A 22870-nucleotide genomic window follows, 5' to 3' on the forward strand; every position below is an offset into this window, starting at 1 on the left:
ATGGAGCCGTGGTGTCACCCGTACGGCGTAGGGGGGATGCCGGTTGTCCGGGCGGCGCCGATCGCGCATGATGATCACACCGTGCGCGCCAAGTCTGGGCGAATAGTCGGTGAACGACCGCCGTCGTTCATCCGATAGCCTCTGCCGTCGTGCCGGGCGGCCCGGCTGCACCGCCGCCGACCGCCCGCGGGCACGGTCTCCGCACGCTTCCAGGGAGTGGGTTCCTCTGCCGACCGCAATTCTCACCGGCCCGCCCGCCGCAGGGTCTGCTTCGCCGCTGGCGGACGACCTGCGGGCGCTGGGGTTCCAGGTCGTCGAGGCGGACACGCCGGACTCCGCCGCGGCCCGGCTCGCCGCGGTCCCGGCCGGCGACCGGGTGGCCGTGGTGGACCGCCGCTTCCGCGGCCACCGGCACGCGCTGCGGCTCGCGCTGACCGACCCGCGCTTCGACGCCGCCGCCGTCCCCGGCGCGCTGACCGCACGCCCCGCCGCCCGCCCCGCGCTGGCCCGCGCCCTGGCCGCGCTCGCCGCAGGCCCGCACACCGCCGGCCGGCCCGCGGCCGCGTCCCAGGCAGCCGCGGCACCAGCCGTTGGGTCCGCGTCCCGTACCGCCGCCGGCACCGCGACAACGATGGCGACGGGCACCGTCCCCGCCCAGGCGCAGGCCCAGGGCGCAGCCGCGGCCGTACCGCTGCCCGCCCCCCGCAGGGGCGCCGCGGACGACGTGCTGCCCGACGCGCTGGCCGCGGACCTGGCCGCCGCCGGGGTGGAACCGCACCGGCCCGAGCTGGGCGTCCTGGTCGCCGAGGTGCCCACCGACCGGGCGGCCGCCGAGGCCGCGGCCGCCGCGATCGCGGCCGTCGACGAGGAGTCGGTACGGCTGCGTAGCGCGGTCAAGGCCCGCGACGGCTTCTTCACCACCCACTTCATCAGCCCGTACTCGCGCTACCTGGCCCGCTGGTGCGCCCGCCGCGGACTGACCCCCAACCAGGTCACCACCGCCTCGCTGCTGGTCGCGCTGATCGCCGCGGGCTGCGCGGCCACCGGCACCCGCGCCGGCTTCGTCGCCGCCGGTGTGCTGCTGCTCGGCTCCTTCGTCCTGGACTGCACCGACGGCCAGCTGGCCCGCTACTCGCTGCAGTACTCGACGCTCGGCGCCTGGCTGGACGCGACCTTCGACCGCGCCAAGGAGTACGCCTACTACGCCGGCCTCGCGCTGGGCGCCGCCCGCGGCGGCGACGACGTGTGGGCGCTGGCGCTGGGCGCCATGGTGCTGCAGACCTGCCGGCATGTCGTGGACTTCGCCTTCAACGAGGCCAACCACGACGCCACCGCCAACACCAGCCCCACCGCGGCCCTGTCCGACAAGCTGGACAGCGTCGGCTGGACGGTGTGGGTGCGCCGGATGATAGTGCTGCCGATCGGCGAGCGCTGGGCGCTGATAGCGGTGCTCACCGCGGTCAGCACCCCCCGGATCACCCTGGTCGTGCTGCTGGTCGGCTGCGCGCTCGCCGCCTGCTACACCACCGCGGGCCGGGTGCTGCGCTCCCTCACGCGCAAGGCCAGCCGTACCGACCGGGCCGCCCGCGCACTGGACGACCTGGCCGACAGCGGCCCGCTCGCCGAGGCGCTGGCCCCCGTGCTGCGCCCGCTCGCCCGCCGCGCCCCGGCCTTCGCCGCGCCCGCCGCGGCCGTGCTGGGCGCCGCCGCCGTGGTCGCGACCGCGGCACTGGCGCCGCGCGGCAGCTGGTACCCCGTCGCCACCGCCGTGCTGTACGTCCTGACGTCGGCCTTCGCCGTGTCGCTGCCGCTCAAGGGCGCGCTCGACTGGCTCGTACCGCCGATGTTCCGGGCGGGGGAGTACGCCACGGTGCTGGCGCTCGCCGCGGTCAGCGAGGTGAACGGGGCGTTGCCCGCCGCTTTCGGACTGGTTGCCGCCGTCGCCTACCATCACTACGACACGGTGTACCGCATACGCGGTGGCGCCGGAGCGCCGCCGCGGGCCGTGGTGCGCAGCGCGGGCGGGCACGAGGGCCGCACGCTGATCGCGGCCCTGGCGGCCGCGGTCGCCGCGCACCGCACGGGCTTCACCGCCACGCTGACGGTGCTCGCCATCGCCATCGCGCTGCTGGTCGTGACCGAGAGCATCCGCTTCTGGGTGTCCTCGGGGGCCGCCGCAGCCGTACACGACGAATCAGGAGAACCCGCATGATCGGCCTTGTGCTGGCAGCCGGCGCAGGCAGGCGCCTGCGTCCCCACACCGACACGCTGCCCAAGGCGCTGGTCCCGGTCGGCCCGGAGGGTGCGCGGGACAGCCTGACGGTGCTCGACCTCACGCTGGCGAACTTCGCCGCGGTCGGCCTCACCGAGGCCGCGATCGTCGTCGGCTACCGCAAGGAGGCCGTCTACGCGCGCAAAGCGGCCCTGGAGGAGCGCTACGGGCTGGCGCTGACGCTGATCGACAACGACAAGGCCGAGGAGTGGAACAACGCCTACTCCCTGTGGTGCGCGCGCGACGTGCTCGCCCAGGGAGTGATCCTGGCCAACGGCGACACCGTGCACCCGGTCTCGGTCGAGCAGACCCTGCTGGCCGCCCGCGGTGAGGGCCGGCGGATCATCCTGGCGCTTGACACCGTCAAGCACCTCGCCGACGAGGAGATGAAGGTCGTCGCGGAGCCCGGCAAGGGCGTGCGGCGGATCACCAAGCTGATGGACCCGGCCACGGCCACCGGCGAGTACATCGGAGTGACCCTCATCGAGCCCGACGCGGCGGCCGACCTCGCCGACGCGCTCAAGGCGACCTTCGAGCGCGACCCCGACCTGTACTACGAGGACGGCTACCAGGAGCTGGTCGACCGCGGCCTGACCCTGGACGTCGCCCCGATCGGCGACGTCGCCTGGGTCGAGATCGACAACCACGACGACCTCGCCAAGGGCCGGGAGATCGCGTGCCAGTACTGACCCGGCTGATCCCCTCGCCGGTCGTCGTCGACATCAGGGCCGGCGCACTGGCCGATCTGTCGCGGCTGCTGGCCGACGAGCGGATCTCCACCTCGGGCAAGCTCGCGCTGGCCGTCAGCGCCGGCTCCGGCGCGCGGCTGCGCGACTCGCTGGCGCCCGAGCTGCCGGGCGCCGACTGGTTCGAGGTCTGCGGCGGCACCATCGACGCGGCCGTCACGCTCGCCGACGCCATGCGGGGCAAGCGCTACGACGCGGTCGTGGGCCTGGGCGGCGGCAAGATCATCGACGTGGCCAAATACGCGGCAGCCCGGGTCGGCCTGCCGATGGTCGCGGTCGCCACCAACCTCTCGCACGACGGCATCTGCTCGCCGGTGTCCACCCTGGACAACGACAACGGGCGCGGCTCCTACGGGGTGCCCACCCCGATCGCGGTGGTCGTGGACCTGGACGTCATAAGGGACGCCCCGGCCCGCTTCGTGCGGGCCGGCATCGGCGACGCCGTCTCCAACCTGTCGGCCATCGCGGACTGGGAGCTGTCACACCGCGAGACCGGTGAGCGTATCGACGGGCTGGCCGCTGCCATGGCCCGCAGCGCCGGTGAGGCCGTGCTGCGGCACCCCGGCGGCATCGGCTCCGACGCCTTCCTCGGCACCCTGGCCGAGGGCCTGGTGCTCTCCGGCATCGCCATGTCGATCAGCGGCGACACCCGGCCGTCCTCGGGCGCCTGCCACGAGATCAGCCACGCCTTCGACCTGCTCCACCCCGACCGGGCCGCCTCGCACGGCGAGCAGGTCGGCCTCGGCGCCGCCTTCGCGATGCACCTGCGCGGCGCGCACGAGGAGTCGGGGCTGATCGCCGAGACGCTGCGCCGGCACGGGCTGCCCGTGCTGCCGGCGGAGATGGGCTTCACCGAGGCGGAGTTCACCAGCGCGGTGCAGTACGCCCCGCAGACCCGCCCCGGCCGCTTCACGATCCTGGAACACCTCGACCTGTCCGCCACCGAGATCAGGGACGCATACGCCGACTATGCCAAAACCATCAGTAGCTGAACTGCGCCCGGTCGTGCACCCGCCGGGTGTCAAGGACCGGCGCAGCGGCGAGCACTGGGCCGGAAGGCTCTACATGCGCGAGCTGTCGCTGCGCATAGACCGGCACCTGGTCCTGACCCGGGTCACGCCCAACCAGCTCACGTACCTGATGACCGTCTTCGGCGTGCTCGCGGCCCCCGCGCTGCTCGTGCCGGGGATCACCGGTGCGGTGCTCGGCGTGCTGATGGTGCAGCTGTACCTGCTGCTCGACTGCGTCGACGGCGAGGTCGCCCGCTGGAAGAAGCAGTTCTCGCTGAGCGGTGTCTACCTCGACCGGGTCGGCGCCTACCTCACCGACGCCGCGGTCCTGGTCGGCGTCGGCATGCGCGCCGCCGACCTGTGGGGCGACGGCCGCATCGACTGGCTGTGGGCCTTCCTGGGCACCCTGGCCGCGCTCGGCGCGATCCTGATCAAGGCCGAGACCGACCTGGTCGGGGTGGCCCGCCACCAGGGCGGGCTGCCGCCGGTGAAGGAGGCCGCCTCCGAGCCGCGCTCGTCCGGCCTGGCACTGGCCCGCAGGGCGGCGGCCGCGCTGCAGTTCCACCGCCTCGTGCTGGGCGTCGAGGCCTCGCTGCTCATCCTGGTGCTCGCCGTCGCCGACCAGATCCGCGGCGACCTGTTCTTCACCCGGCTCGGCGTCGCCGTGCTGGCCGGGATCGCCCTGGTGCAGACCCTGCTGCACCTCGTGTCGGTCCTGGCGTCCAGCAGGCTGAAATGAGGCGGATATGGCAGCCATGAGCGCACCGCTCAAGCTCGGCGCGGTCGTCATCACCATGGGCAACCGGCCCGCCGAGCTGCAGGACCTGCTGGACTCGGTCGCCAAGCAGCAGGGACCCGAGGTCGAGGTCGCGGTGGTCGGCAACGGGTCGCCGCTGCCGCCGCTGCCCGACGGCGTCCGCACCGCGGAGCTGCCGGAGAACCTGGGCATCCCCGGCGGCCGCAACGCCGGCATCGAGCTGTTCGGCCCTGCCGCGTCCGACATCGACGTGGTGCTCTTCCTCGACGACGACGGGCTGCTGCCCGGCGAGGACACCGCGGAACTGGTCAGGGCGGCCTTCGCGGCCGACCCGAAGCTCGGCATCATCAGCTTCCGGATCGCCGACCCCGACACCGGGGTCACCCAGCGCCGCCACGTCCCCCGGCTGCGCGCCGCCGATCCGATGCGCAACTCCCGGGTCACCACCTTCCTCGGCGGCGCCTGCGCGGTCCGCAGCGAGGTGATCAGGCAGGTCGGCCCGCTGCCCGCGGAGTTCTTCTACGCCCATGAGGAGACGGACCTCGCCTGGCGCGCGCTCGACGCGGGCTGGATGATCGACTACCGTTCCGACCTCGTACTGCACCACCCGGCGACGTCGCCGGCCCGGCACGCGGTCTACCACCGGATGGTGGCCCGCAACCGGGTGTGGCTGGCCCGGCGCAACCTGCCGTGGCTGCTGGTCCCGGTCTACCCCGGAGTGTGGTTCGCCCTGACGCTGCTGCGGCGGCCGTCCGGTCCGGCGCTGCGTGCCTGGCTCGGCGGTTTCCGCGAAGGATGGGCCACGCCCTGCGGTGAGCGGCGGCCGATGAAATGGCGGACGGTCTGGCGGTTGACCCGGCTGGGCCGACCCCCGATCATCTGACAAGCTCGGACCTGAGAGCATCAGGCGCAGCCAGGGAATCCCCTGCCCCCGGCGCGCACCTTGAGGACGAAAGTGTCAACTGTGAGCGAGACAACGCACAATGGTGCGGTCGCCGTCGGTGCCCCACCGGCACCCACGGCCGATGACGGCCTCAGTCCCTCCCAGCTCGCTGCCAAGTACGGGCTGTCCGTCAGCGGCGCCCGGCCGGGCCTGGCGGAATACACCCGGCAGCTGTGGGGCCGCCGACATTTCATCAACGAGTTCGCCAAGGCGCGTACTGCGGCCCAGTACACCCAGGCCCGCCTCGGCCAGCTCTGGCAGGTCATGACGCCGCTGCTGAACGCGGCCGTCTACTACCTGATCTTCGGTGTGCTGATCGGCACCAGAAAGGGCGTCGACAACTTCATCGCCTTCCTGGTGACCGGCATCTTCATCTTCACGTTCACGCAGACCTCGGTCCTCAGCGGCGTCCGTGCGGTGGCCGGCAACCTCGGCCTGATCAGGGCACTGCACTTCCCGCGCGCCTCGATGCCGATCGCCTTCACGCTGATGCAGCTCCAGCAGCTGATGATGTCGATGTTCGTGCTCGTCGCGATCGTCCTGATGACCGGCGAGGTGCCGGACGCGTCCTGGCTGCTGATCATCCCCGCGCTGATCACCCAGTGGATCTTCAACACCGGCCTGGCGATGATCGTGGCCCGGCTCGGCAGCAAGATGACCGACCTGGCACAGCTCATGCCGTTCATCCTGCGCACCTGGATGTACACCTCGGGCGTCATGTACAGCATCGAGAACCTGACCGCGCACGCGCCGCACTACGTACGGATCCTGCTCGACATCAACCCCGCCGCCGTCTACATCGACCTGGCCCGGTTCGCACTGATCGACAGCGTCACCTCCTCGCAGCTCCCGCCGCACGTGTGGATCAGCGCGGTGGCCTGGGCCGTACTGGTCGGCGTCGGCGGCTACATCTACTTCTGGAAGGCGGAGGAGCAGTATGGCCGTGGCTGAGCAGCAGCCCCTCGCGACACCCCCGAAGGCGGCCGAGGCCCGCGTCCCGACGGTGATCGTCGACGATGTCCACATCGTCTACAAGGTCTACGGGGCGGGCACCGGCAAGGGCAGCGCCACCGCGGCCCTGAGCCGGCTGCTGCTGCGCCGCGGCTCGCCGAACGTGCGCCGGGTGCACGCGGTGCGCGGGGTGAGCTTCACCGCCTACCGCGGCGAGGCGATCGGCATCATCGGCTCCAACGGCTCGGGCAAGTCCACCATCCTGCGGGCCATCGCCGGGCTGCTGCCGCCCGAGAGCGGGAAGATCTACACCGACGGCCAGCCGTCCCTGCTGGGCGTGAACGCGGCGCTGATGAACGACCTGACCGGTGCGACCAACGTCATGCTCGGCGGTCTGGCCATGGGCATGACGCAGGAGGAGGTGCGCGAGCGCTACCAGGGCATCGTGGACTTCTCCGGCATCAACGAGAAGGGCGACTTCATCTCGCTGCCGATGCGCACCTACTCGTCCGGCATGGCGGCCCGGCTGCGGTTCTCGATCGCGGCGGCCAAGAACCACGACGTGCTGATGATCGACGAGGCGCTGGCCACCGGCGACCGGGCCTTCCAGCGCAGGTCCGAGGCCCGCATCCGCGAGCTGCGCAAGGAGGCCGGCACGGTCTTCCTGGTCAGCCACAACAACACCTCGATCCGCGACACCTGCGACCGGGTGGTGTGGCTGGAGAAGGGCGAGCTGCTGATGGACGGCCCCACCGACGAGGTCATCAAGGCCTACGAGAAGCACACCAAGTAGCCGCGGCACCGCCGCTCGGCGGCTCCCGCGGCACCGCTCGGCACGACGGCCCCCTCCGGACGATCCGGTGGGGGCCGTTATGCTGCCGCACGCCGCCGCCGTTCGCGCCCCCGGCGCACGCCGGAGGGTGACCCGACGTAAGCTGTACCGGTGCTGGGAGCCCTCTGATGATCGATACCGGGTGTGCGACGCCCGGCGCGGCGGCGTGTCCGAAATGGGAAGATCCGACCGGGCGGTGTAGAACGGGGGATGTGGCGGCCATGAGACACGGGACCATCCTGCTCCGGGGCACGTGTCCCGCCGGTGCGCCGGGCGGCCCGCGGTGAGCGGCGACGACACCTCCCGGGCCGTGCTGGACAAGGCCGCGCGCGAGAACTTCCCGGTGGCACCGGGCTTCCTGCCGCGCGCGTGGCGGCAGGACCTGATGGCCGTCTACGGCTTCGCACGGCTGGTGGACGACATCGGCGACGGCGACCTCGCCGACGGCGGCCGGGCCGACGCGCTGCGGCTGGGCATGGACCCGGCGGCGGCCGGCGACCGCATCGCGATGCTGGACGCCTTCGAGGCCGACCTGCGCCGGGTCTTCGACGGCACCCCCTCCCACCCGCTGCTGCTCGCCCTGCAGCCCACCGTCCGCCGGCACGAGCTGACCCCCGACCCCTTCCTCGGCCTGATCGCGGCCAACCGCCAGGACCAGCAGGTGGCCCGCTACGGCACCTACGACGACCTGCTGGCGTACTGCGAACTGTCCGCGAACCCGGTGGGCCGCCTGGTGCTGTCCATCACCGGCACCTCCACCCCCGAGCGGGTCCGCCGCTCCGACGCGGTGTGCACCGCGCTGCAGATCGTCGAGCACCTGCAGGACGTCGCGGAGGACCTCGCCAGGGACCGGGTGTATCTGCCGGCGCAGGACATGAAACGCTACGCGGTGGATGAGGCCGACCTGGCAGCACCACAGGCCGGCCCGCAGGTCAGAGCACTGGTCGCGTTCGAGGCCGAACGCGCCCGCGAGCTGTTGAATGAAGGTACCCCCCTGGTGGGTAGCGTCCGTGGCAGGCTTCGGCTGCTGCTCGCGGGATTCGTCGGCGGCGGGCGCGCGGCGCTGAAATCGGTCGAGCGTGCCGGATACGACGTCCTCGCGGGCTCGCCGAAAGCCACCAAGAGCGGCCTGCTGCGCGAAGTGGGGTCGACATTGCGAAGAAAGGGGTGAGCCGGACCGTGAACGGTTCCGCGCACACGTCCGGGCCGGTACTTGCCGCATACAGGTACTGCGAGACCGTGACCGGCCACGAGGCCCGCAACTTCGCGTACGGCATCCGCCTGCTGCCCACCGCCAAACGGCAGGCGATGTCGGCCCTCTACGCGTTCTCCCGGCGCGTCGACGACATCGGCGACGGCGATCTGGCACCCGCGGAGAAGGCGGAACGGCTCGACGCCACCCGGCAGCTGCTCGCCCGGGTCAGGAACGGCGAGGTCCGCGAGGACGACACCGACCCGGTCGCGGTCGCGCTCGCCGACGCCGCCCGGATCTTCCCGCTGCCGCTCGAAGGCCTGGACGAACTCATCGACGGCGTTCTGATGGATGTTCGGGGCGAGACCTACGAGACCTGGGACGACCTGGCCGTCTACTGCCGCTGTGTGGCAGGTGCCATCGGACGGCTCTCACTGGGCGTGTTCGGCACGGTGAATGGGCACGATCATGTACGTGCCGCCGAATATGCCGACACGCTCGGCCTTGCTCTGCAACTCACCAACATCCTGCGCGACGTCCGCGAGGACGCCGGCAACGGACGGACCTATCTTCCCGCCCAGGACCTGGCCAAATTCGGCTGCGCCGCCGGATTCCACAGCGACACCGCACCGCCCGGCTCCGATTTCGCCGGACTGGTGGAATTCGAAGTACGCCGTGCCCGCAGCCTCTTCGCCACCGGCTACCGGCTGCTGCCCATGCTCGACCGGCGCAGCGGCGCCTGCGTGGCCGCCATGGCCGGCATCTACCGCCGGCTGCTGGAGCGGATCGCCGCGGACCCCGAGGCCGTCCTGCGCGGCCGGGTGTCCCTGCCGGGCCACCAGAAGGCCTATGTCGCCGTCCGCGGACTTGCCGGTCTCGACGCGCGCCGCACCGCCCGCAGCCCGCTGGAGGACACGTGAGACCCACCCGCGCGAGCGCGGGTCCACGGCACACGGCACAGCAGTCGAACCGTCACCTGACGCACCCCTTCCGGCTCCAGGCAACCCCGTACCCGTGCACCGCGTCACTTCCGGCGACGGCGCGCCGCAGTCCGCGGCGCCAGGCCCGAGGGGAGGGCGAATGACGAGGTCGCAGGGCGGATCGCCGCAGTCGCCCGACCGCACCGCGGTGGTCGTCGGCGGCGGCCTCGCCGGCATCACCGCCGCGCTCGAACTGGCCGACGCCGGACTGCAGGTCACCCTCGCCGAGGCCCGCCCGCGGCTGGGCGGACTGGCTTTCTCCTTCAAGCGCGGCGACCTGACCGTCGACAACGGGCAGCACGTCTTCCTGCGCTGCTGCACCGCCTACCAGTGGTTCCTGGACCGGATCGCCGCCCGCGACCTGGTCACCCTGCAGGACCGGCTCGACGTCCCGGTGGTCGACGCGGACACCGGCAAGGCGGGGCGGCTGTCCAGGGCGGGGCTGCCGGTGCCGCTGCACCTGGCCGCGAGCCTGGCCCGCTACCCGCACCTGTCGCTGCGCGAGCGCGCCTCGGTCGGCCGGGCCGCGCTGGCGCTGCGCGGCCTGGACCTGGCCGACCCGGCGCTCGACGGCACCGACTTCGGCAGCTGGCTGGCCGGCCGCGGGCAGTCCGCCCGCACCATCGAGGCGCTGTGGGACCTGGTGGGCGTCGCGACGCTGAACGCCACCGCGGCGAACTCCTCGCTGGGCCTGGCCGCGATGGTCTTCAAGACCGGGCTGCTGACCGACCCGGGTGCCGCGGACATCGGCTGGGCCTCCGCACCGCTGGGCGACCTGCACGACGGCCGCGGGCGCAAGGCGCTGGACGCGGCGGGTGTGGCGACGCTCCTGCGCACCAGGACCAGCGGCATCGCGCGGTCCGCGGACGGCCGTTGGCAGGTGTCGCTGGAGACCGGACCCGGCCGCGGTGAGCAACTGACCGCGGACGTCGTGGTGTTGGCCGTCCCGCAACGGGAGGCGCACGCACTGCTGCCGGAAGGCGCTGTCCAGCATCCGGAAAAGCTGTTGCAGATCGGCACCGCGCCGATCCTCAATGTCCATGTGATCTACGACAGACAGGTGCTCCGGGAGCCGTTCCTCGCAGCTCTCGGCAGCCCCGTCCAGTGGGTCTTCGACCGCACGGAAAGCTCCGGCCTGACCGGCGGCGGCCAGTACGTGGCCGTGTCGCAGTCGGCCGTGGAGGACGAGATCGACCTGCCGGTCGCCACCCTGCGCGACCGCTACCTGCCAGAACTGGAACGTGTCCTGCCCGCCGCGCGTGGCGCCGCCGTCCGCGACGTCTTCGTCACCCGCGAACGCACCGCGACCTTCGCGCCCACCCCCGGGGTGGGCGCACTGCGGCCGGGTCCTGTCACCCGCGCCCCCGGCCTCTACCTGGCCGGCGCGTGGACCGCGACGGGCTGGCCCGCGACGATGGAGAGCGCGGTGCGCAGCGGTCTGCACGCCTCCCGTGAAGCTTTGTCCGCCCTAGGTCTGCCGGTTGACAACCGCGTCCTGGAGGCGGCATGAGTGCTATTGGTGCAACCAGAGGAGAGAACGTGACCGCTGACGGCGTGATCGCGCTGCTGGAAAACGGCCGCATCCTGACCACCCCAGTGCTCCGCGCGGCCGTCTCGCGCCTCGCACCCCCGATGGACACCGTGGCGTCCTACCACTTCGGCTGGATCGACCAGACCGGCCGGCCCGCGGTGGGCGACGGCGGCAAGGCCGTACGCCCCGCCCTGGCGCTGCTGACCGCGGAAGCCGCCGGCGCCCCGGCCGAGACCGGCATCCCCGGCGCGGTCGCGGTGGAGCTGGTGCACAACTTCTCGCTGCTGCACGACGACCTGATCGACGGCGACGAGCAGCGCCGGCACCGCGACACGGTGTGGAAGGTGCACGGCCCCGCCCAGGCGATCCTGGTCGGCGACGCGCTCTTCGCGCTGGCCAACGAGGTGCTGCTGGAGCAGGGCACCCCCGAGGCCGGCCGGGCCACCCGCCGGCTGACCGCGGCCACCCGCAAACTGATCGACGGTCAGGCCCAGGACATCACCTTCGAGCACCTGGAGCGGGTCACCGTCCAGGAGTGCCTGGACATGGAGGGCAACAAGACCGGCTCGCTGCTGGCCTGCGCCGCCTCCATCGGCGCGGTGCTCGGCGGCGCCTCCGAGGCCGACGCCGACGCGCTGGAGGAGTACGGCTACCACCTGGGCCTGGCCTTCCAGGCGGTGGACGACCTGCTGGGCATCTGGGGCGACCCGGCGAGCACCGGCAAGCAGACCTGGAGCGACCTGCGGCAGCGCAAGAAGTCCCTCCCGGTGGTGGCCGCACTGGCCGCCGGCGGCCCCGCTTCCGAGCGGCTGGGTGAACTGCTCGCGGCGGACGCGAAGAATCCGGAAAACGATGCCTTCAACGAGGAAGAGTTCGCCATGCGCGCGGCGTTGATCGAAGAGGCCGGTGGGCGGGAATGGACTTCTCAGGAGGCCAGGAGGCAGTACGCAACCGCCGTCGCCGCGCTGGACAAAATGGACATGCCAGAAGAAATTAATCGTAAACTCGTGGGTCTTGCGGATTTTGTGGTGGTCCGCGAGAAGTAAAGAACAACGTGGAGCGCTGACGTCGCCGGTCCCTCGCATGTGACGGCCGACGGCCGCCCCCAACACCGCAGAAGTCTCAACTGCAAAGGGGAAGCCATGACAGCGACGACCGATGGCAGTCCAGGGACGCCAACCCACCGGACACCCTCGGCCAGCAGCGCCTCGGACCCGGATCCCGTTCCATCCGGTGACGCCGAGGCGGCGGCGCAGCGTGCCGTGCAGCGCGCCGCAGACCACCTTCTGGCGCGGCAGCACCCCGACGGATGGTGGAAGGGCGACCTCGAGACCAATGTGACCATGGACGCCGAGGACCTGCTGCTGCGTCAGTTCCTCGGCATCCAGGACGCCCGCACCACCGCCGCCTCGGCCCGCTGGATCCGCTCCCAGCAGCGCGAGGACGGCGCCTGGCCGACCTTCCACGGCGGCCCCGGCGACCTGTCCGCGACCGTAGAGGCCTACGTGGCACTGCGGCTGGCCGGGGACGACCCGGACGAGGCCCACATGGCGCTGGCCGCCAAGTGGTCGCGCGGCGAGGGCGGGGTGGCGGCCAGCCGGGTCTTCACCCGCATCTGGCTCGCCCTCTTCGGCTGGTGGGACTGGGACGACCTGCCCGAGCTGCCGCCCGAGGTCATCTACCTGCCCAAGTGGATGCCGCTGAACATCTACTCCTTCGGCTGCTGGGCACGGCAGACCATCGTGCCGCTGACCGTGGTCGGCGCGCTGCGCCCGGTGCGGCCCGCGCCCTTCGGCATCGACGAGCTGCACGTGGACCCCGCGCGGCCCAACCCCAAGCAGCGCAGGGCGCCCATCACCAGCTGGGACGGCGTCTTCCAGCGGCTCGACCAGGTGCTGCACGTCTACCGCAGGTTCAGCCCCCGCCCGGTGCGGCGCAGCGCCATGAACGCCTGCGCCCGCTGGATCATCGAGCGCCAGGAGGCCGACGGCTGCTGGGGCGGCATCCAGCCGCCCGCCGTCTACTCGGTGATCGCCCTGCACCTGCTCGGCTACGACCTCGACCACCCGGTGCTCAAGGCGGGTCTTGACTCGCTGGATCGTTTCGCCGTGTGGCCGCAGGAGGACGTCCGGATGATCGAGGCCTGCCAGAGCCCGGTCTGGGACACCTGCCTCGCCACGATCGCGCTGGCCGACGCGGGCCTGCCCGCCGACCACCCGGCGCTGGTCAAGGCCGCCGACTGGATGCTGGCCGAGCAGATCACCCGCCCCGGCGACTGGTCCGTGCAGCGCCCGCAGCTGGCCCCCGGCGGCTGGGCCTTCGAGTTCCACAACGACAACTACCCCGACATCGACGACACCGCCGAGGTCGTGCTCGCCCTGCGCCGGGTCGCCCACCCCGACCAGGCCCGGGTCGACACCGCGGTGGACCGTGCGGTGCGCTGGACCGTCGGCATGCAGTCCAGGAACGGCGCCTGGGGCGCCTTCGACGCCGACAACACCAGCCCCTTCCCCAACCGGCTGCCCTTCTGCGACTTCGGCGAGGTCATCGACCCGCCGTCGGCCGACGTCACCGCCCACGTGGTGGAGATGCTCGCCGCCCTCGGCGTCGAGAACGACCCGCACGCGCGCAGCGGCATCGACTGGCTGCTGGCCGAGCAGGAGGAGAACGGCTCCTGGTTCGGCCGCTGGGGCGTCAACTACATCTACGGCACCGGCTCGGCCGTCCCGGCGCTGGCCGCCGCAGGGCTGCCCGCCGACCACCCGGCGATCCGCCGGGCCGTCGGCTGGCTGGAGTCGGTGCAGAACTCCGACGGCGGCTGGGGCGAGGACCTGCGCTCCTACTCCGACCAGGAGTGGGCGGGGCGCGGGCACTCCACCGCCTCGCAGACCGCCTGGGCGCTGATGGCGCTGCTCGCCGCCGGCCGCCGCGACACGCCCGCCGTCGAGCGCGGGGTGCGCTGGCTGGCCGAGACGCAGCTGCCCGACGGCTCGTGGGACGAGCCCTACTTCACCGGTACGGGCTTCCCGCGGGACTTCTCGATCAACTACCACCTCTACCGCATGGTCTTCCCGCTCACCGCGCTCGGGCGCTACGCCCGCAGCGAGCCCTTCGGTGCCGCGGGGCACACCGTATCCGCAGCCGCAGGAAAGGGGGCTTAGTTCGTGGGTCATACCCGACCACCGCTGCTGGTGGTGTGTGCGCTGCGCATCGAGCGTTTCGCGCTGCGCGCAGGAGCGGCCAGGGGCGCCGCACACCCGGTCACCGTGCTCCGTACCGGCATGGGGCCCACAGCCGCGGAAGAGGCCGTACGCACGGCGCTGCACGACCCGGCGCTGCGCGGCGCGGCCGTCGTCACCACCGGCTTCTGCGCGGGGCTCGCCGCCGGAATGCGCCCGGGTGACATCGTGGTCTCCCACGAGGGCGACGACAGCGCGGGGCTCGCCGCCGCGCTCAAGGCCGCGGGGCACACCGTGCACACCGGCCCCCTCGCCGAGTCCGACCATGTCGTACGCGGTGCAGAACGCACCGCACTGGCGGCGACCGGTGCCATCGCCGTCGACATGGAATCGGCCGCCATGCGGCGTGCCGCGCTTGCCGAGGGCGCGCAGCACATCGCCGCGGCCCGAGTCGTCGTCGACACGCCCGAATACGAACTCGTGCGCGTCGGAACGCTTCGCACCGGGATCATCGCATTCCGGGTGCTCAGAGATCTTGTACCTGCCTTTCTCGATTGGCACCGCACTACCGCTGCTCCCCCGGAGGTGAGCTAGAGATGGCTATGCCGCTTCGTCAGACCGTCCGTGTCGCGTCGTACCTCTTCGAACAGAAAATGGTCCGGCGGCGCGAAAAGTTCCCGCTCATCGTCGAGCTGGAACCTCTCTTCGCGTGCAACCTCAAATGCGAGGGCTGCGGCAAGATCCAGCACCCGGCGGGAGTGCTCAAGCAGCGCATGCCGGTGGCGCAGGCGGTCGGGGCGGTGCTGGAGTCGGGGGCGCCCATGGTCTCCATCGCCGGCGGCGAGCCGCTCATGCACCCGCAGATCGACGAGATCGTGCGCCAGCTGGTGGCGAAGAAGAAGTTCGTCTTCCTCTGCACCAATGCCCTGCTGCTGCGCAAGAAGATCGAGAAATTCACTCCTTCGCCGTACTTCGCGTTCACCGTGCACATTGACGGCATGCGCGAGCGGCACGACGAATCCGTGGCCAAGGAAGGCACCTTCGACGAGGCCGTCGCGGCGATCAAGGAGGCGCAGCGCCGCGGATTCCGGGTGACCACCAACTCGACCTTCTTCAACACCGACACGCCGCAGACCATCATCGAGGTCATGAACTTCCTCAACGACGACCTCAAGGTCGAGGAGATGATGCTGTCGCCCGCGTACGCCTACGAGAAGGCCCCCGACCAGGACCACTTCCTGGGTGTCACGCAGACCAGGGAGCTGTTCAAGAAGGCCTTCGACGGCGGCAACCGGCGCCGGTGGCGGCTCAACCACAGCCCGCTCTTCCTGGACTTCCTGGAGGGCAAGGCCGACTTCCCGTGCACCGCGTGGGCGATCCCCAACTACTCGCTCTTCGGCTGGCAGCGCCCCTGCTACCTGATGGCGGACGGCTACGTGCCGACGTACCGCGAGCTGATCGAGAAGACCGACTGGGACAAGTACGGCCGCGGCAAGGACGACCGCTGCGACAACTGCATGGCGCACTGCGGCTACGAGCCCACCGCCGTCCTGGCCACCATGGGCTCGCTCAAGGAGTCCATCCGCGCCGCCCGGGAGACCGTCGCGTCCAACCGCGCGAAGTGACCTCCCGGTGACACCGGGGACGAGCCGCCGGCCGCACACGGGCCGGTGGCTCGTCCCCGCACTGCCGCCGGCCTCTTCGCGGCCGGCGGCCCAGCCAGAACCCGGCAGGAACGAGGTCTGTACATGTCGATGCTGGAGAACATCAAGGGACCGAGCGACCTGAAGGCGCTGCCCGACGGCCGGCTGGACGAACTGGCCGCCGACATCCGCCACTTCCTCGTCCAGGCGGTGGCCAGAACCGGCGGCCACCTGGGACCCAACCTCGGGGTGGTGGAACTGACCATCGCCCTGCACCGGGTCTTCGACTCGCCCGCCGACCGGATCCTGTGGGACACCGGCCACCAGTCCTACGTCCACAAACTCCTCACCGGACGCCAGGACTTCTCCAAGCTGCGCAGCAAGGGCGGCCTGTCCGGCTACCCCTCGCGCGCCGAGTCCGAGCACGACGTGATCGAGAACAGCCACGCCTCCACCGTGCTCGGCTGGGCCGACGGCCTGGCCAAGGCCAACCAACTCCAGGGCCGCGACGACCACGTCGTGGCCGTCATCGGCGACGGCGCCCTCACCGGCGGCATGGCCTGGGAGGCGCTCAACAACATCGCCGCCGCCCGCGACCGGCCGCTGATCATCGTCGTCAACGACAACGAGCGCTCCTACGCGCCCACCATCGGCGGGCTCGCCAACCACCTGGCCACCCTGCGCACCACCGACGGCTACGAGCGCTTCCTGTCCTGGGGCAAGCAGCTCCTGCAGCAGACCCCGGTGATCGGCCAGCCGCTCTACGAGTCGCTGCACGGCGCCAAGAAGGGCTTCAAGGACGCCTTCGCGCCGCAGGGCATGTTCGAGGACCTGGGCCTGAAGTACCTCGGGCCGATCGACGGCCACGACATCGCCGCGGTGGAGTCCGCGCTGCGCCGCGCCCGCCGCTTCCACGGCCCTGTGCTGGTGCACTGCCTGACCGAGAAGGGCCGCGGCTACCCCGCCGCCGAGCAGGACGAGGCCGACCGCTTCCACACCGTCGGCGCCATGGACCCGGCCACCTGCCTCCCGCTGGCCCCCTCGGGCGGGCCGTCCTGGACCTCGGTCTTCGGCGAGGAGATGGTCGCGATCGGTGCCGAGCGGCCCGACGTCGTCGCCATCACCGCAGCCATGCTGCAGCCGGTGGGCCTTGAGGCCTTCGCCCGCGCCCACCCGCAGCGGGTCTTCGACGTCGGCATCGCCGAGCAGCATGCCGCCACCTCCGCCGCGGGCCTGGCCACCGGCGGCCTGCACCCGGTCGTCGCGGTCTACGCGACCTTCCTCAACCGGGCCTTCGACCAGGTCCTGATGGACGTGGCCCTGCACAGGTGCGGTGTGACCTTCGTGCTGGACCGGGCCGGGGTCACCGGTGTCGACGGGGCCTCGCACAACGGCATGTGGGACATGTCGATCCTGCAGGTCGTCCCGGGCCTGCGGATCGCCGCACCGCGCGACGCCGACCAGCTGCGCGCCCAGCTGCGCGAGGCCGTCGCCGTCGAGGACGCGCCCACCGTCGTCCGCTTCCCCAAGGAGACCGCGGGCCAGTCGCTGCCGGCCGTCGGCCGGGTCGGCGGCATGGACGTCCTGCGCCGGCCCGCCGACGGCCAGGACCAGGACGTGCTGCTGGTCGCCGTCGGCTCGCTCGGCGGCTGCGGCGTCCAGGCGGCGGAACTCCTCGCGGGCCGCAGGATCGGCGTGACCGTGGTGGACCCGCGCTGGGTCAAGCCGGTCGACCCCGCGCTGCCCGAACTGGCCGCCAGGCACCGCATGGTGGCCGTGGTCGAGGACAACGGGCGGGCCGGCGGCGTCGGTTCCGCCGTCGCCCAGGCGCTGCGTGACGCGGGCGTGGACGTGCCGGTGCGCGACTTCGGCATCCCGCAGCAGTTCCTCGCCCACGCCAAGCGCGGCGAACTGCTCGCCGACCTCGGTCTGACCCCCGCCGAGATCGCCGGCGGCATCGGCGCGGCCCTGCTGCGTATCAACGCCCGCAGCGCGGGCGCCGCCGCCGACCCCGCGGACACCCCCTCGATCCCGGCGCCGCATACTGCCGGGAGCGGCACCACACGGACGCAAGGAGCAGCCGAGCGATGACATCGTCAGAACCGACCGGTCAGCAGCCGATCGGTGCGGAGCCCGCCGCCGGGGACCCGGCGGCGGGCGGACCCGGCGCCCAGGGCGGACCTTCCGGGCACGGCGGACCCGGCGGGCAGCCCAAGGGCTTCGACCTGGCGACACTGCTCGCCCAGCGCGGCGGCGAGCGCTACGACCTGCACAGCAGGTACCTCAACCACCAGCTGCCGCGCATGCTGCACACCATCGGCTTCGACAAGGTCTACGAGCGGGCCGAGGGCGCCCACTTCTGGGACGCCGACGGCAACGACTACCTCGACATGCTGGCCGGGTTCGGCGTGATGGGCCTGGGCAGGCACCACCCGGTCGTCCGCAAGGCGCTGCACGACGTGCTGGACGCGGGGCTGGCCGACCTCACGCGCTTCGACTGCCAGCCGCTGCCCGGTCTGCTCGCCGAGAAGCTGCTGGGCCACGCCCCGCACCTGGACCGGGTGTTCTTCGGCAACAGCGGCACCGAGGCCGTCGAGACCGCGCTGAAGTTCGCCCGCTACGCCACCGGCCGGCCGCGCGTCCTGTACTGCAAGCACTCCTTCCACGGCCTGACCACGGGATCCCTGTCGGTCAACGGCGAGGCCGGCTTCCAGGACGGCTTCGCGCCGCTGCTGCCGGACACCGCGATCGAGATCGGCGACCTGGACGCGCTGGCCAGGGAGCTGAAGCGGGGCGACGTCGCCGCCATGATCATCGAGCCGATCCAGGGCCACGGCGTCTACATCCCGCCGCCGGGCTACCTGCGGGCCGCCCAGGAGCTGCTGCACCGACACAAGGCGCTGCTGATCTGCGACGAGGTCCAGACCGGCATCGGCCGCACCGGCGCCTTCTGGGCCTACCAGCACGAGGAGGGCGTCGAACCCGACCTGGTCACGGTCGCCAAGACGCTGTCGGGCGGCTACGTGCCGGTGGGTGCCACGCTCGGCCGGGACTGGATCTTCAAGAAGGTCTACTCCTCGATGGACCGGGTGCTGGTGCACTCGGCGAGCTTCGGCTCCAACGCGCAGGCGATGGCTGCCGGCCTTGCGACCCTCGCGGTGGTCGAGGACGAGCAGCTGGTGGAGAACTCCCGGGCGATGGGCGATCTGCTGCGCACCCGCCTGGCCGCGCTCACCGACCGCTACGAGCTGCTCAAGGAGGTGCGCGGCCGGGGCCTGATGGTCGGCATCGAGTTCGGCCGCCCCAAGTCGCTGGGCCTGCGCAGCCGCTGGACGATGCTGCAGGCCGCCCGCAAGGGGCTGTTCGCGCAGATGGTCGTGGTGCCGCTGCTGCAGCGGCACCACATCCTCACCCAGGTCTCCGGCGACCATGTGGAGATCATCAAGCTGATCCCGCCGCTGGTGGTGGACGAGGCCGACGTGGACCGGTTCGTGACCGCCTTCACCGAGGTGATGGACGAGGCGCACGGCGGCGGCGGTCTGATGTGGGACTTCGGCAAGACCCTGGTCAAGCAGGCGGTCGCCAACCGCTGACCTGCCGCGGCCCCCGACGCGGGGGCCGCGGTCCGGCGCCCGCGCCGGTCAGGCCGCGGTCAGCAGGTGCTCGCGCAGCCCGGCCCGGCGCTCCGGGGTGAGCCCCAGCCCCTCGGCGAGGTAGCGGTCGACCGAGCCCCAGCGCTCCTCGATGGTGTCGAAGGCCGCCCGCAGGTATTCCACCCTGGCCTCGAACAGCGGGTTGAGCAGCTCGCGCACCTCCGGGGCGATGGCGCTGCCGGTGCTGCCGTCGCCGCGCACCACCTTGTAGCGGCGGTGCTTGGCGTTGCTCTCCAGGTAGTCCGCCTCGATCGCGGAGCGCTCGACGCCCAGCGCCAGCAGGATGATCGCCATCGAGGTGCCCGCCCGGTCCTTGCCTGCGGCGCAGTGCAGCAGCGCGGGGACCGCGGGGCCGCCCGGCTCGGTGAGCAGGTCCAGCATCCTGGCGTGCTCGGCGGTGCGCTCCAGGACCAGCTTGCGGTAGGCGGCGACCATCCTGGCCTCCCCGCGGCCCTCGCCCAGCACCGCCCGCAGCGAGGCGACGTCGCCGTCCCGTACCGTCTGCCAGAAGTCGGCGCTGTCGGCCGGGTCGTTGAGCGGCATGTTCAGGTTGCGGGTTCCCGGGAGCGCGGTGTCCGGGCCTTCCAGGGCGATGTCGTCGGGGTTGCGGAAGTCGAAGACGGTGTTCAGTCCGAGCCCTGCGAGGTAGGCGGCGTCCTGGGCGGTGGCGTGGGCGAGGTGGCCGCTGCGGAAGAGCACGCCGTACCTGACCCGGCGGCCGTCGGCGGTGGGCAGGCCCCCGACGTCCCGGAAGTTGCGTACGCCGGTCAGCTCGGGCTCTGCCTGTGGTCCGGACGGGGTGGACTGCTGCCGCACTTCCTGCGTCACCGGCGCTCCTCCATTGCTCGCTCAGGGCTGGTACTGCTCAGGGCTGGTGCTGGGGCGCTCCCGACGATACGGCAGCGGAGGTGACGGCGTACCGACCGGTATGTGTCCGCCGGGCCACTGCTCGGGGTGCAACCATTGCCCCTCCGCGGGGGCGGGGCCGATGATGTCCTGACCTTTTCCGGACAGGGGGCGTCGTGATGATCGAAACGGGCGGGTCCGGCCGGCTCTGGCTGCTCTCCGGGCCGCACAGCAGCTACGCCCTGCACGTCACGGAACGCGACGAGCTGCTGCATCTGCACTGGGGCCGGCGGATCGCACTGGCCGACGCCGAGGCGCTGGCCGCCGACCCGCTGCCCGCCGAGCGCCCCTTCGAGTCCGCCCTCGACGGCCACGAGGAGTACCCGGTCGAGGGCGGCCCGCGCTTCGTGCGCCCCGCCCTGTCCGTCCGCTCCCGCGAGGTGCGCGGCACCGAGTGGTGCTTCGAGGAGTACGAGACCGCCGCCGATCCGGCCACCGGGCACGAACTGCGGCTGCACTTCCACGACTCGCTGCACCACCTCGACCTCACCCTGCACTACCGCATGCGCCCCGGCTGCGACGTCGTCGAGCGCTGGACCACCGCCACCCACGTACCCAACGGCCACCGTGCCCCGCTGGAGCTGCTGCGGGCCGACGCGGCCACCTGGACGCTGCCGCACCGCGACGGCTGGCGGATGTCCCAGCTGCACGGCCGCTGGGGCGCGGAGAGCCGGCTGCTGCGCGGCCCCCTGACGCCCGGCGAGCGCGTCATCGGCAGCCGCCGCGGCCACACCGGGCACCAGCACCTGCCGTGGTTCGCCCTGGACGCGGGCGACGCGGGGGAGGAGCACGGCGAGGTGTGGACCGGCGCACTCGCCTGGTCGGGCTCCTGGCGGATCGCCGTCGCCGCCCTGCCCGACGGCCGGGTCCAGGCCACCGGCGGCGCCGGCCACGACGACGCCGGGCTCGTACGCCTCGACCCCGGCGCGTCCTACACCAGCCCGGTCTTCGCCGCCCTGTGGTCCGGCGGCGGCTTCGGCGCCGCCAGCCGGGCCTGGCACGCCTACCAGCGCGACCACGTGGTGCCCGGCGGCCGGCAGCCGCGCCCGGTGCTCTACAACTCCTGGGAGGCCACCGGCTTCGACGTCGGCGAGGCCCAGCAGCGCGAACTGGCCAGGCGGGCCGCCGCGATGGGCGTGGAGCTCTTCGTCGTCGACGACGGCTGGTTCGGCGACCGGGTCAGCGACCGGGCGGGCCTGGGCGACTGGACGCCCAACCCCGACCGCTTCCCGAACGGCTTGAAACCGCTGTCGGACGAGGTGCACGCACTGGGCATGCAGTTCGGCCTGTGGGTGGAGCCGGAGATGGTCAACCCCGACAGCGACCTCTACCGCGCCCACCCCGACTGGGTCCAGCACCACCCGGGCCGCCGCAGTACCGAGTACCGCCACCAGCTGGTACTCAACCTGGCACGTACCGACGTGCGCGAGCACCTCGCGGAACGCCTCGACGCGCTGCTGCACAGCGCCCCCGTCGACTACCTGAAGTGGGACTTCAACCGCTGCTTCACCGACCCCGGCTGGCCGGGGGAGCGCTACCCGGAACGGCTGTGGACCGCCCATGTCGAGGGCCTGTACGAACTGGTCGACCGGCTGCGGGCCGCACACCCGGGGCTGGCCGTCGAGTCCTGCTCGGGCGGCGGCGGCCGGGTGGACCTCGGCATCCTGGCCCGCACCGACCAGGTGTGGACCTCCGACAACACCGACCCGCTCGACCGGCTGCACATCCAGCACGGTTTCAGCCAGCTGCACCCCGCCCGGGTGATGGCCGCCTGGGTCACCGACAGCCCCAGCCCCATGCTCAACCACCGCCGCAGCTCGCTGCGTTTCCGCTTCGTCAGCGCCATGGCGGGCGTGCTGGGCGTCGGCGGCGACCTGCTGGACTGGAGCGCCGAGGAACGAGCGGAGGCCGCCAGCTGGGTGGCGCTGTACAAGACGATCAGGCCGGTCGTGCAGCAGGGCGACCTCTACCGGCTCCGCCCGCCCGACGGCGGCGGCCTGAGCGCCGTCCAGTACGTGCACGGTGCCGACACCGTCGTCCTGGCCTGGCTGCCCGCGCAGGCCTTCGGCGCCCCCGTGCCGCCGCTGCGGCTGCGCGGCCTGGACCGGGACGCCGCCTACCGCGACGTGACCACCGGCGTCGTCCAGCGCGGTGCGGTGCTCGCCGAGCGCGGCCTGCGCACCACGCTGGCCGGCGACCTGGACGCCGCGGTATTCCATCTGCGGCGACTTTGACCTGGTGGGATGAATCACGTCGCGTCAACCCCTCCTTACGG

At 72.3% G+C, this 22870-nt stretch carries 18 protein-coding genes; 17 read left to right on the forward strand and 1 reads right to left on the reverse strand.

All coding sequences use genetic code 11. From position 1 onward, the window contains the following. Positions 1 to 289 precede the first annotated feature (289 nt). The 16 genes from JT723_RS27975 (at position 290) to JT723_RS28050 (ending at position 19629) form a co-directional block, all read left to right on the forward strand. Complete coding sequence (locus JT723_RS27975; protein WP_372441391.1) at positions 290 to 2212, forward strand: DUF5941 domain-containing protein; 1923 nt, start codon at positions 290 to 292, stop codon at positions 2210 to 2212. Further along, entirely contained in the window at positions 2209 to 2961 is a 753-nt protein-coding gene (locus JT723_RS27980; RefSeq protein WP_205047591.1) for a phosphocholine cytidylyltransferase family protein, read from the forward strand. The genes JT723_RS27975 and JT723_RS27980 overlap by 4 nt, the downstream gene beginning before the upstream one ends. After that, entirely contained in the window at positions 2949 to 4010 is a 1062-nt protein-coding gene (locus JT723_RS27985) for an iron-containing alcohol dehydrogenase family protein (RefSeq protein WP_205047592.1), read from the forward strand. Before JT723_RS27980 ends, JT723_RS27985 begins: the two co-directional genes overlap by 13 nt. Beyond that, positions 3988 to 4767: a CDP-alcohol phosphatidyltransferase family protein gene (locus tag JT723_RS27990; protein ID WP_205047593.1), complete on the forward strand. Its 780-nt coding sequence runs from the start codon at positions 3988 to 3990 to the stop codon at positions 4765 to 4767. Before JT723_RS27985 ends, JT723_RS27990 begins: the two co-directional genes overlap by 23 nt. Positions 4768 to 4783: 16 nt before the next feature. Next, positions 4784 to 5668: a glycosyltransferase family 2 protein gene (locus tag JT723_RS27995; protein WP_205047629.1), complete on the forward strand. Its 885-nt coding sequence runs from the start codon at positions 4784 to 4786 to the stop codon at positions 5666 to 5668. Positions 5669 to 5749: 81 nt separating this feature from the next. Continuing rightward, positions 5750 to 6679, forward strand: a complete 930-nt coding sequence (locus JT723_RS28000; protein ID WP_205047594.1) for an ABC transporter permease — start codon at positions 5750 to 5752, stop codon at positions 6677 to 6679. Next, positions 6666 to 7472: an ABC transporter ATP-binding protein gene (locus tag JT723_RS28005; protein WP_205047595.1), complete on the forward strand. Its 807-nt coding sequence runs from the start codon at positions 6666 to 6668 to the stop codon at positions 7470 to 7472. The genes JT723_RS28000 and JT723_RS28005 overlap by 14 nt, the downstream gene beginning before the upstream one ends. Positions 7473 to 7794: 322 nt before the next feature. Beyond that, entirely contained in the window at positions 7795 to 8682 is an 888-nt protein-coding gene (gene hpnC / locus JT723_RS28010; protein WP_205047596.1) for a squalene synthase HpnC, read from the forward strand. After that, on the forward strand, positions 8679 to 9623 hold the full coding sequence (gene hpnD, locus JT723_RS28015) for a presqualene diphosphate synthase HpnD (protein WP_205047597.1): 945 nt from the start codon (positions 8679 to 8681) through the stop codon (positions 9621 to 9623). Before hpnC ends, hpnD begins: the two co-directional genes overlap by 4 nt. A gap of 160 nt (positions 9624 to 9783) precedes the next feature. Continuing rightward, complete coding sequence (hpnE, locus tag JT723_RS28020) at positions 9784 to 11193, forward strand: hydroxysqualene dehydroxylase HpnE (protein WP_205047598.1); 1410 nt, start codon at positions 9784 to 9786, stop codon at positions 11191 to 11193. Further along, the gene (locus JT723_RS28025) at positions 11190 to 12260 is read left to right on the forward strand and encodes a polyprenyl synthetase family protein (protein WP_205047599.1); all 1071 of its coding nucleotides are present in this window, start codon (positions 11190 to 11192) and stop codon (positions 12258 to 12260) included. Before hpnE ends, JT723_RS28025 begins: the two co-directional genes overlap by 4 nt. 96 nt (positions 12261 to 12356) lie before the next feature. Continuing rightward, a complete protein-coding gene (gene shc, locus JT723_RS28030; RefSeq protein ID WP_205047600.1) occupies positions 12357 to 14375 on the forward strand; it encodes a squalene--hopene cyclase in 2019 nt (672 codons plus the stop codon). Between the two features lie 3 nt (positions 14376 to 14378). Beyond that, on the forward strand, positions 14379 to 14987 hold the full coding sequence (locus JT723_RS28035; protein ID WP_205047601.1) for a phosphorylase family protein: 609 nt from the start codon (positions 14379 to 14381) through the stop codon (positions 14985 to 14987). Between the two features lie 2 nt (positions 14988 to 14989). After that, positions 14990 to 16018 carry an adenosyl-hopene transferase HpnH gene (gene hpnH / locus JT723_RS28040; protein ID WP_205047602.1) on the forward strand — a complete coding sequence of 343 codons (1029 nt, stop codon included), beginning with the start codon at positions 14990 to 14992 and terminating at the stop codon, positions 16016 to 16018. Positions 16019 to 16141: 123 nt separating this feature from the next. After that, positions 16142 to 18127, forward strand: a complete 1986-nt coding sequence (gene dxs, locus JT723_RS28045; RefSeq protein ID WP_205047603.1) for a 1-deoxy-D-xylulose-5-phosphate synthase — start codon at positions 16142 to 16144, stop codon at positions 18125 to 18127. Continuing rightward, the gene (locus JT723_RS28050; RefSeq protein WP_205047604.1) at positions 18124 to 19629 is read left to right on the forward strand and encodes an aspartate aminotransferase family protein; all 1506 of its coding nucleotides are present in this window, start codon (positions 18124 to 18126) and stop codon (positions 19627 to 19629) included. The genes dxs and JT723_RS28050 overlap by 4 nt, the downstream gene beginning before the upstream one ends. A 48-nt stretch (positions 19630 to 19677) precedes the next feature. Here JT723_RS28050 and JT723_RS28055 read toward each other — a convergent pair whose 3' ends face one another. Continuing rightward, complete coding sequence (locus JT723_RS28055) at positions 19678 to 20517, reverse strand: tyrosine-protein phosphatase (protein ID WP_205047605.1); 840 nt, start codon at positions 20515 to 20517, stop codon at positions 19678 to 19680. A gap of 197 nt (positions 20518 to 20714) precedes the next feature. Between JT723_RS28055 and JT723_RS28060 the strand changes: the two genes are divergently transcribed. Beyond that, positions 20715 to 22829 (forward strand): alpha-galactosidase, encoded by a 2115-nt coding sequence (locus tag JT723_RS28060; RefSeq protein WP_205047606.1) that lies wholly within the window; start codon positions 20715 to 20717, stop codon positions 22827 to 22829. The last annotated feature ends 41 nt before the right edge of the window (positions 22830 to 22870 follow it).

Origin of the sequence: Actinacidiphila bryophytorum, from assembly GCF_016916835.1 — a bacterium.
Lineage (GTDB): Bacteria > Actinomycetota > Actinomycetes > Streptomycetales > Streptomycetaceae > Actinacidiphila > Actinacidiphila bryophytorum.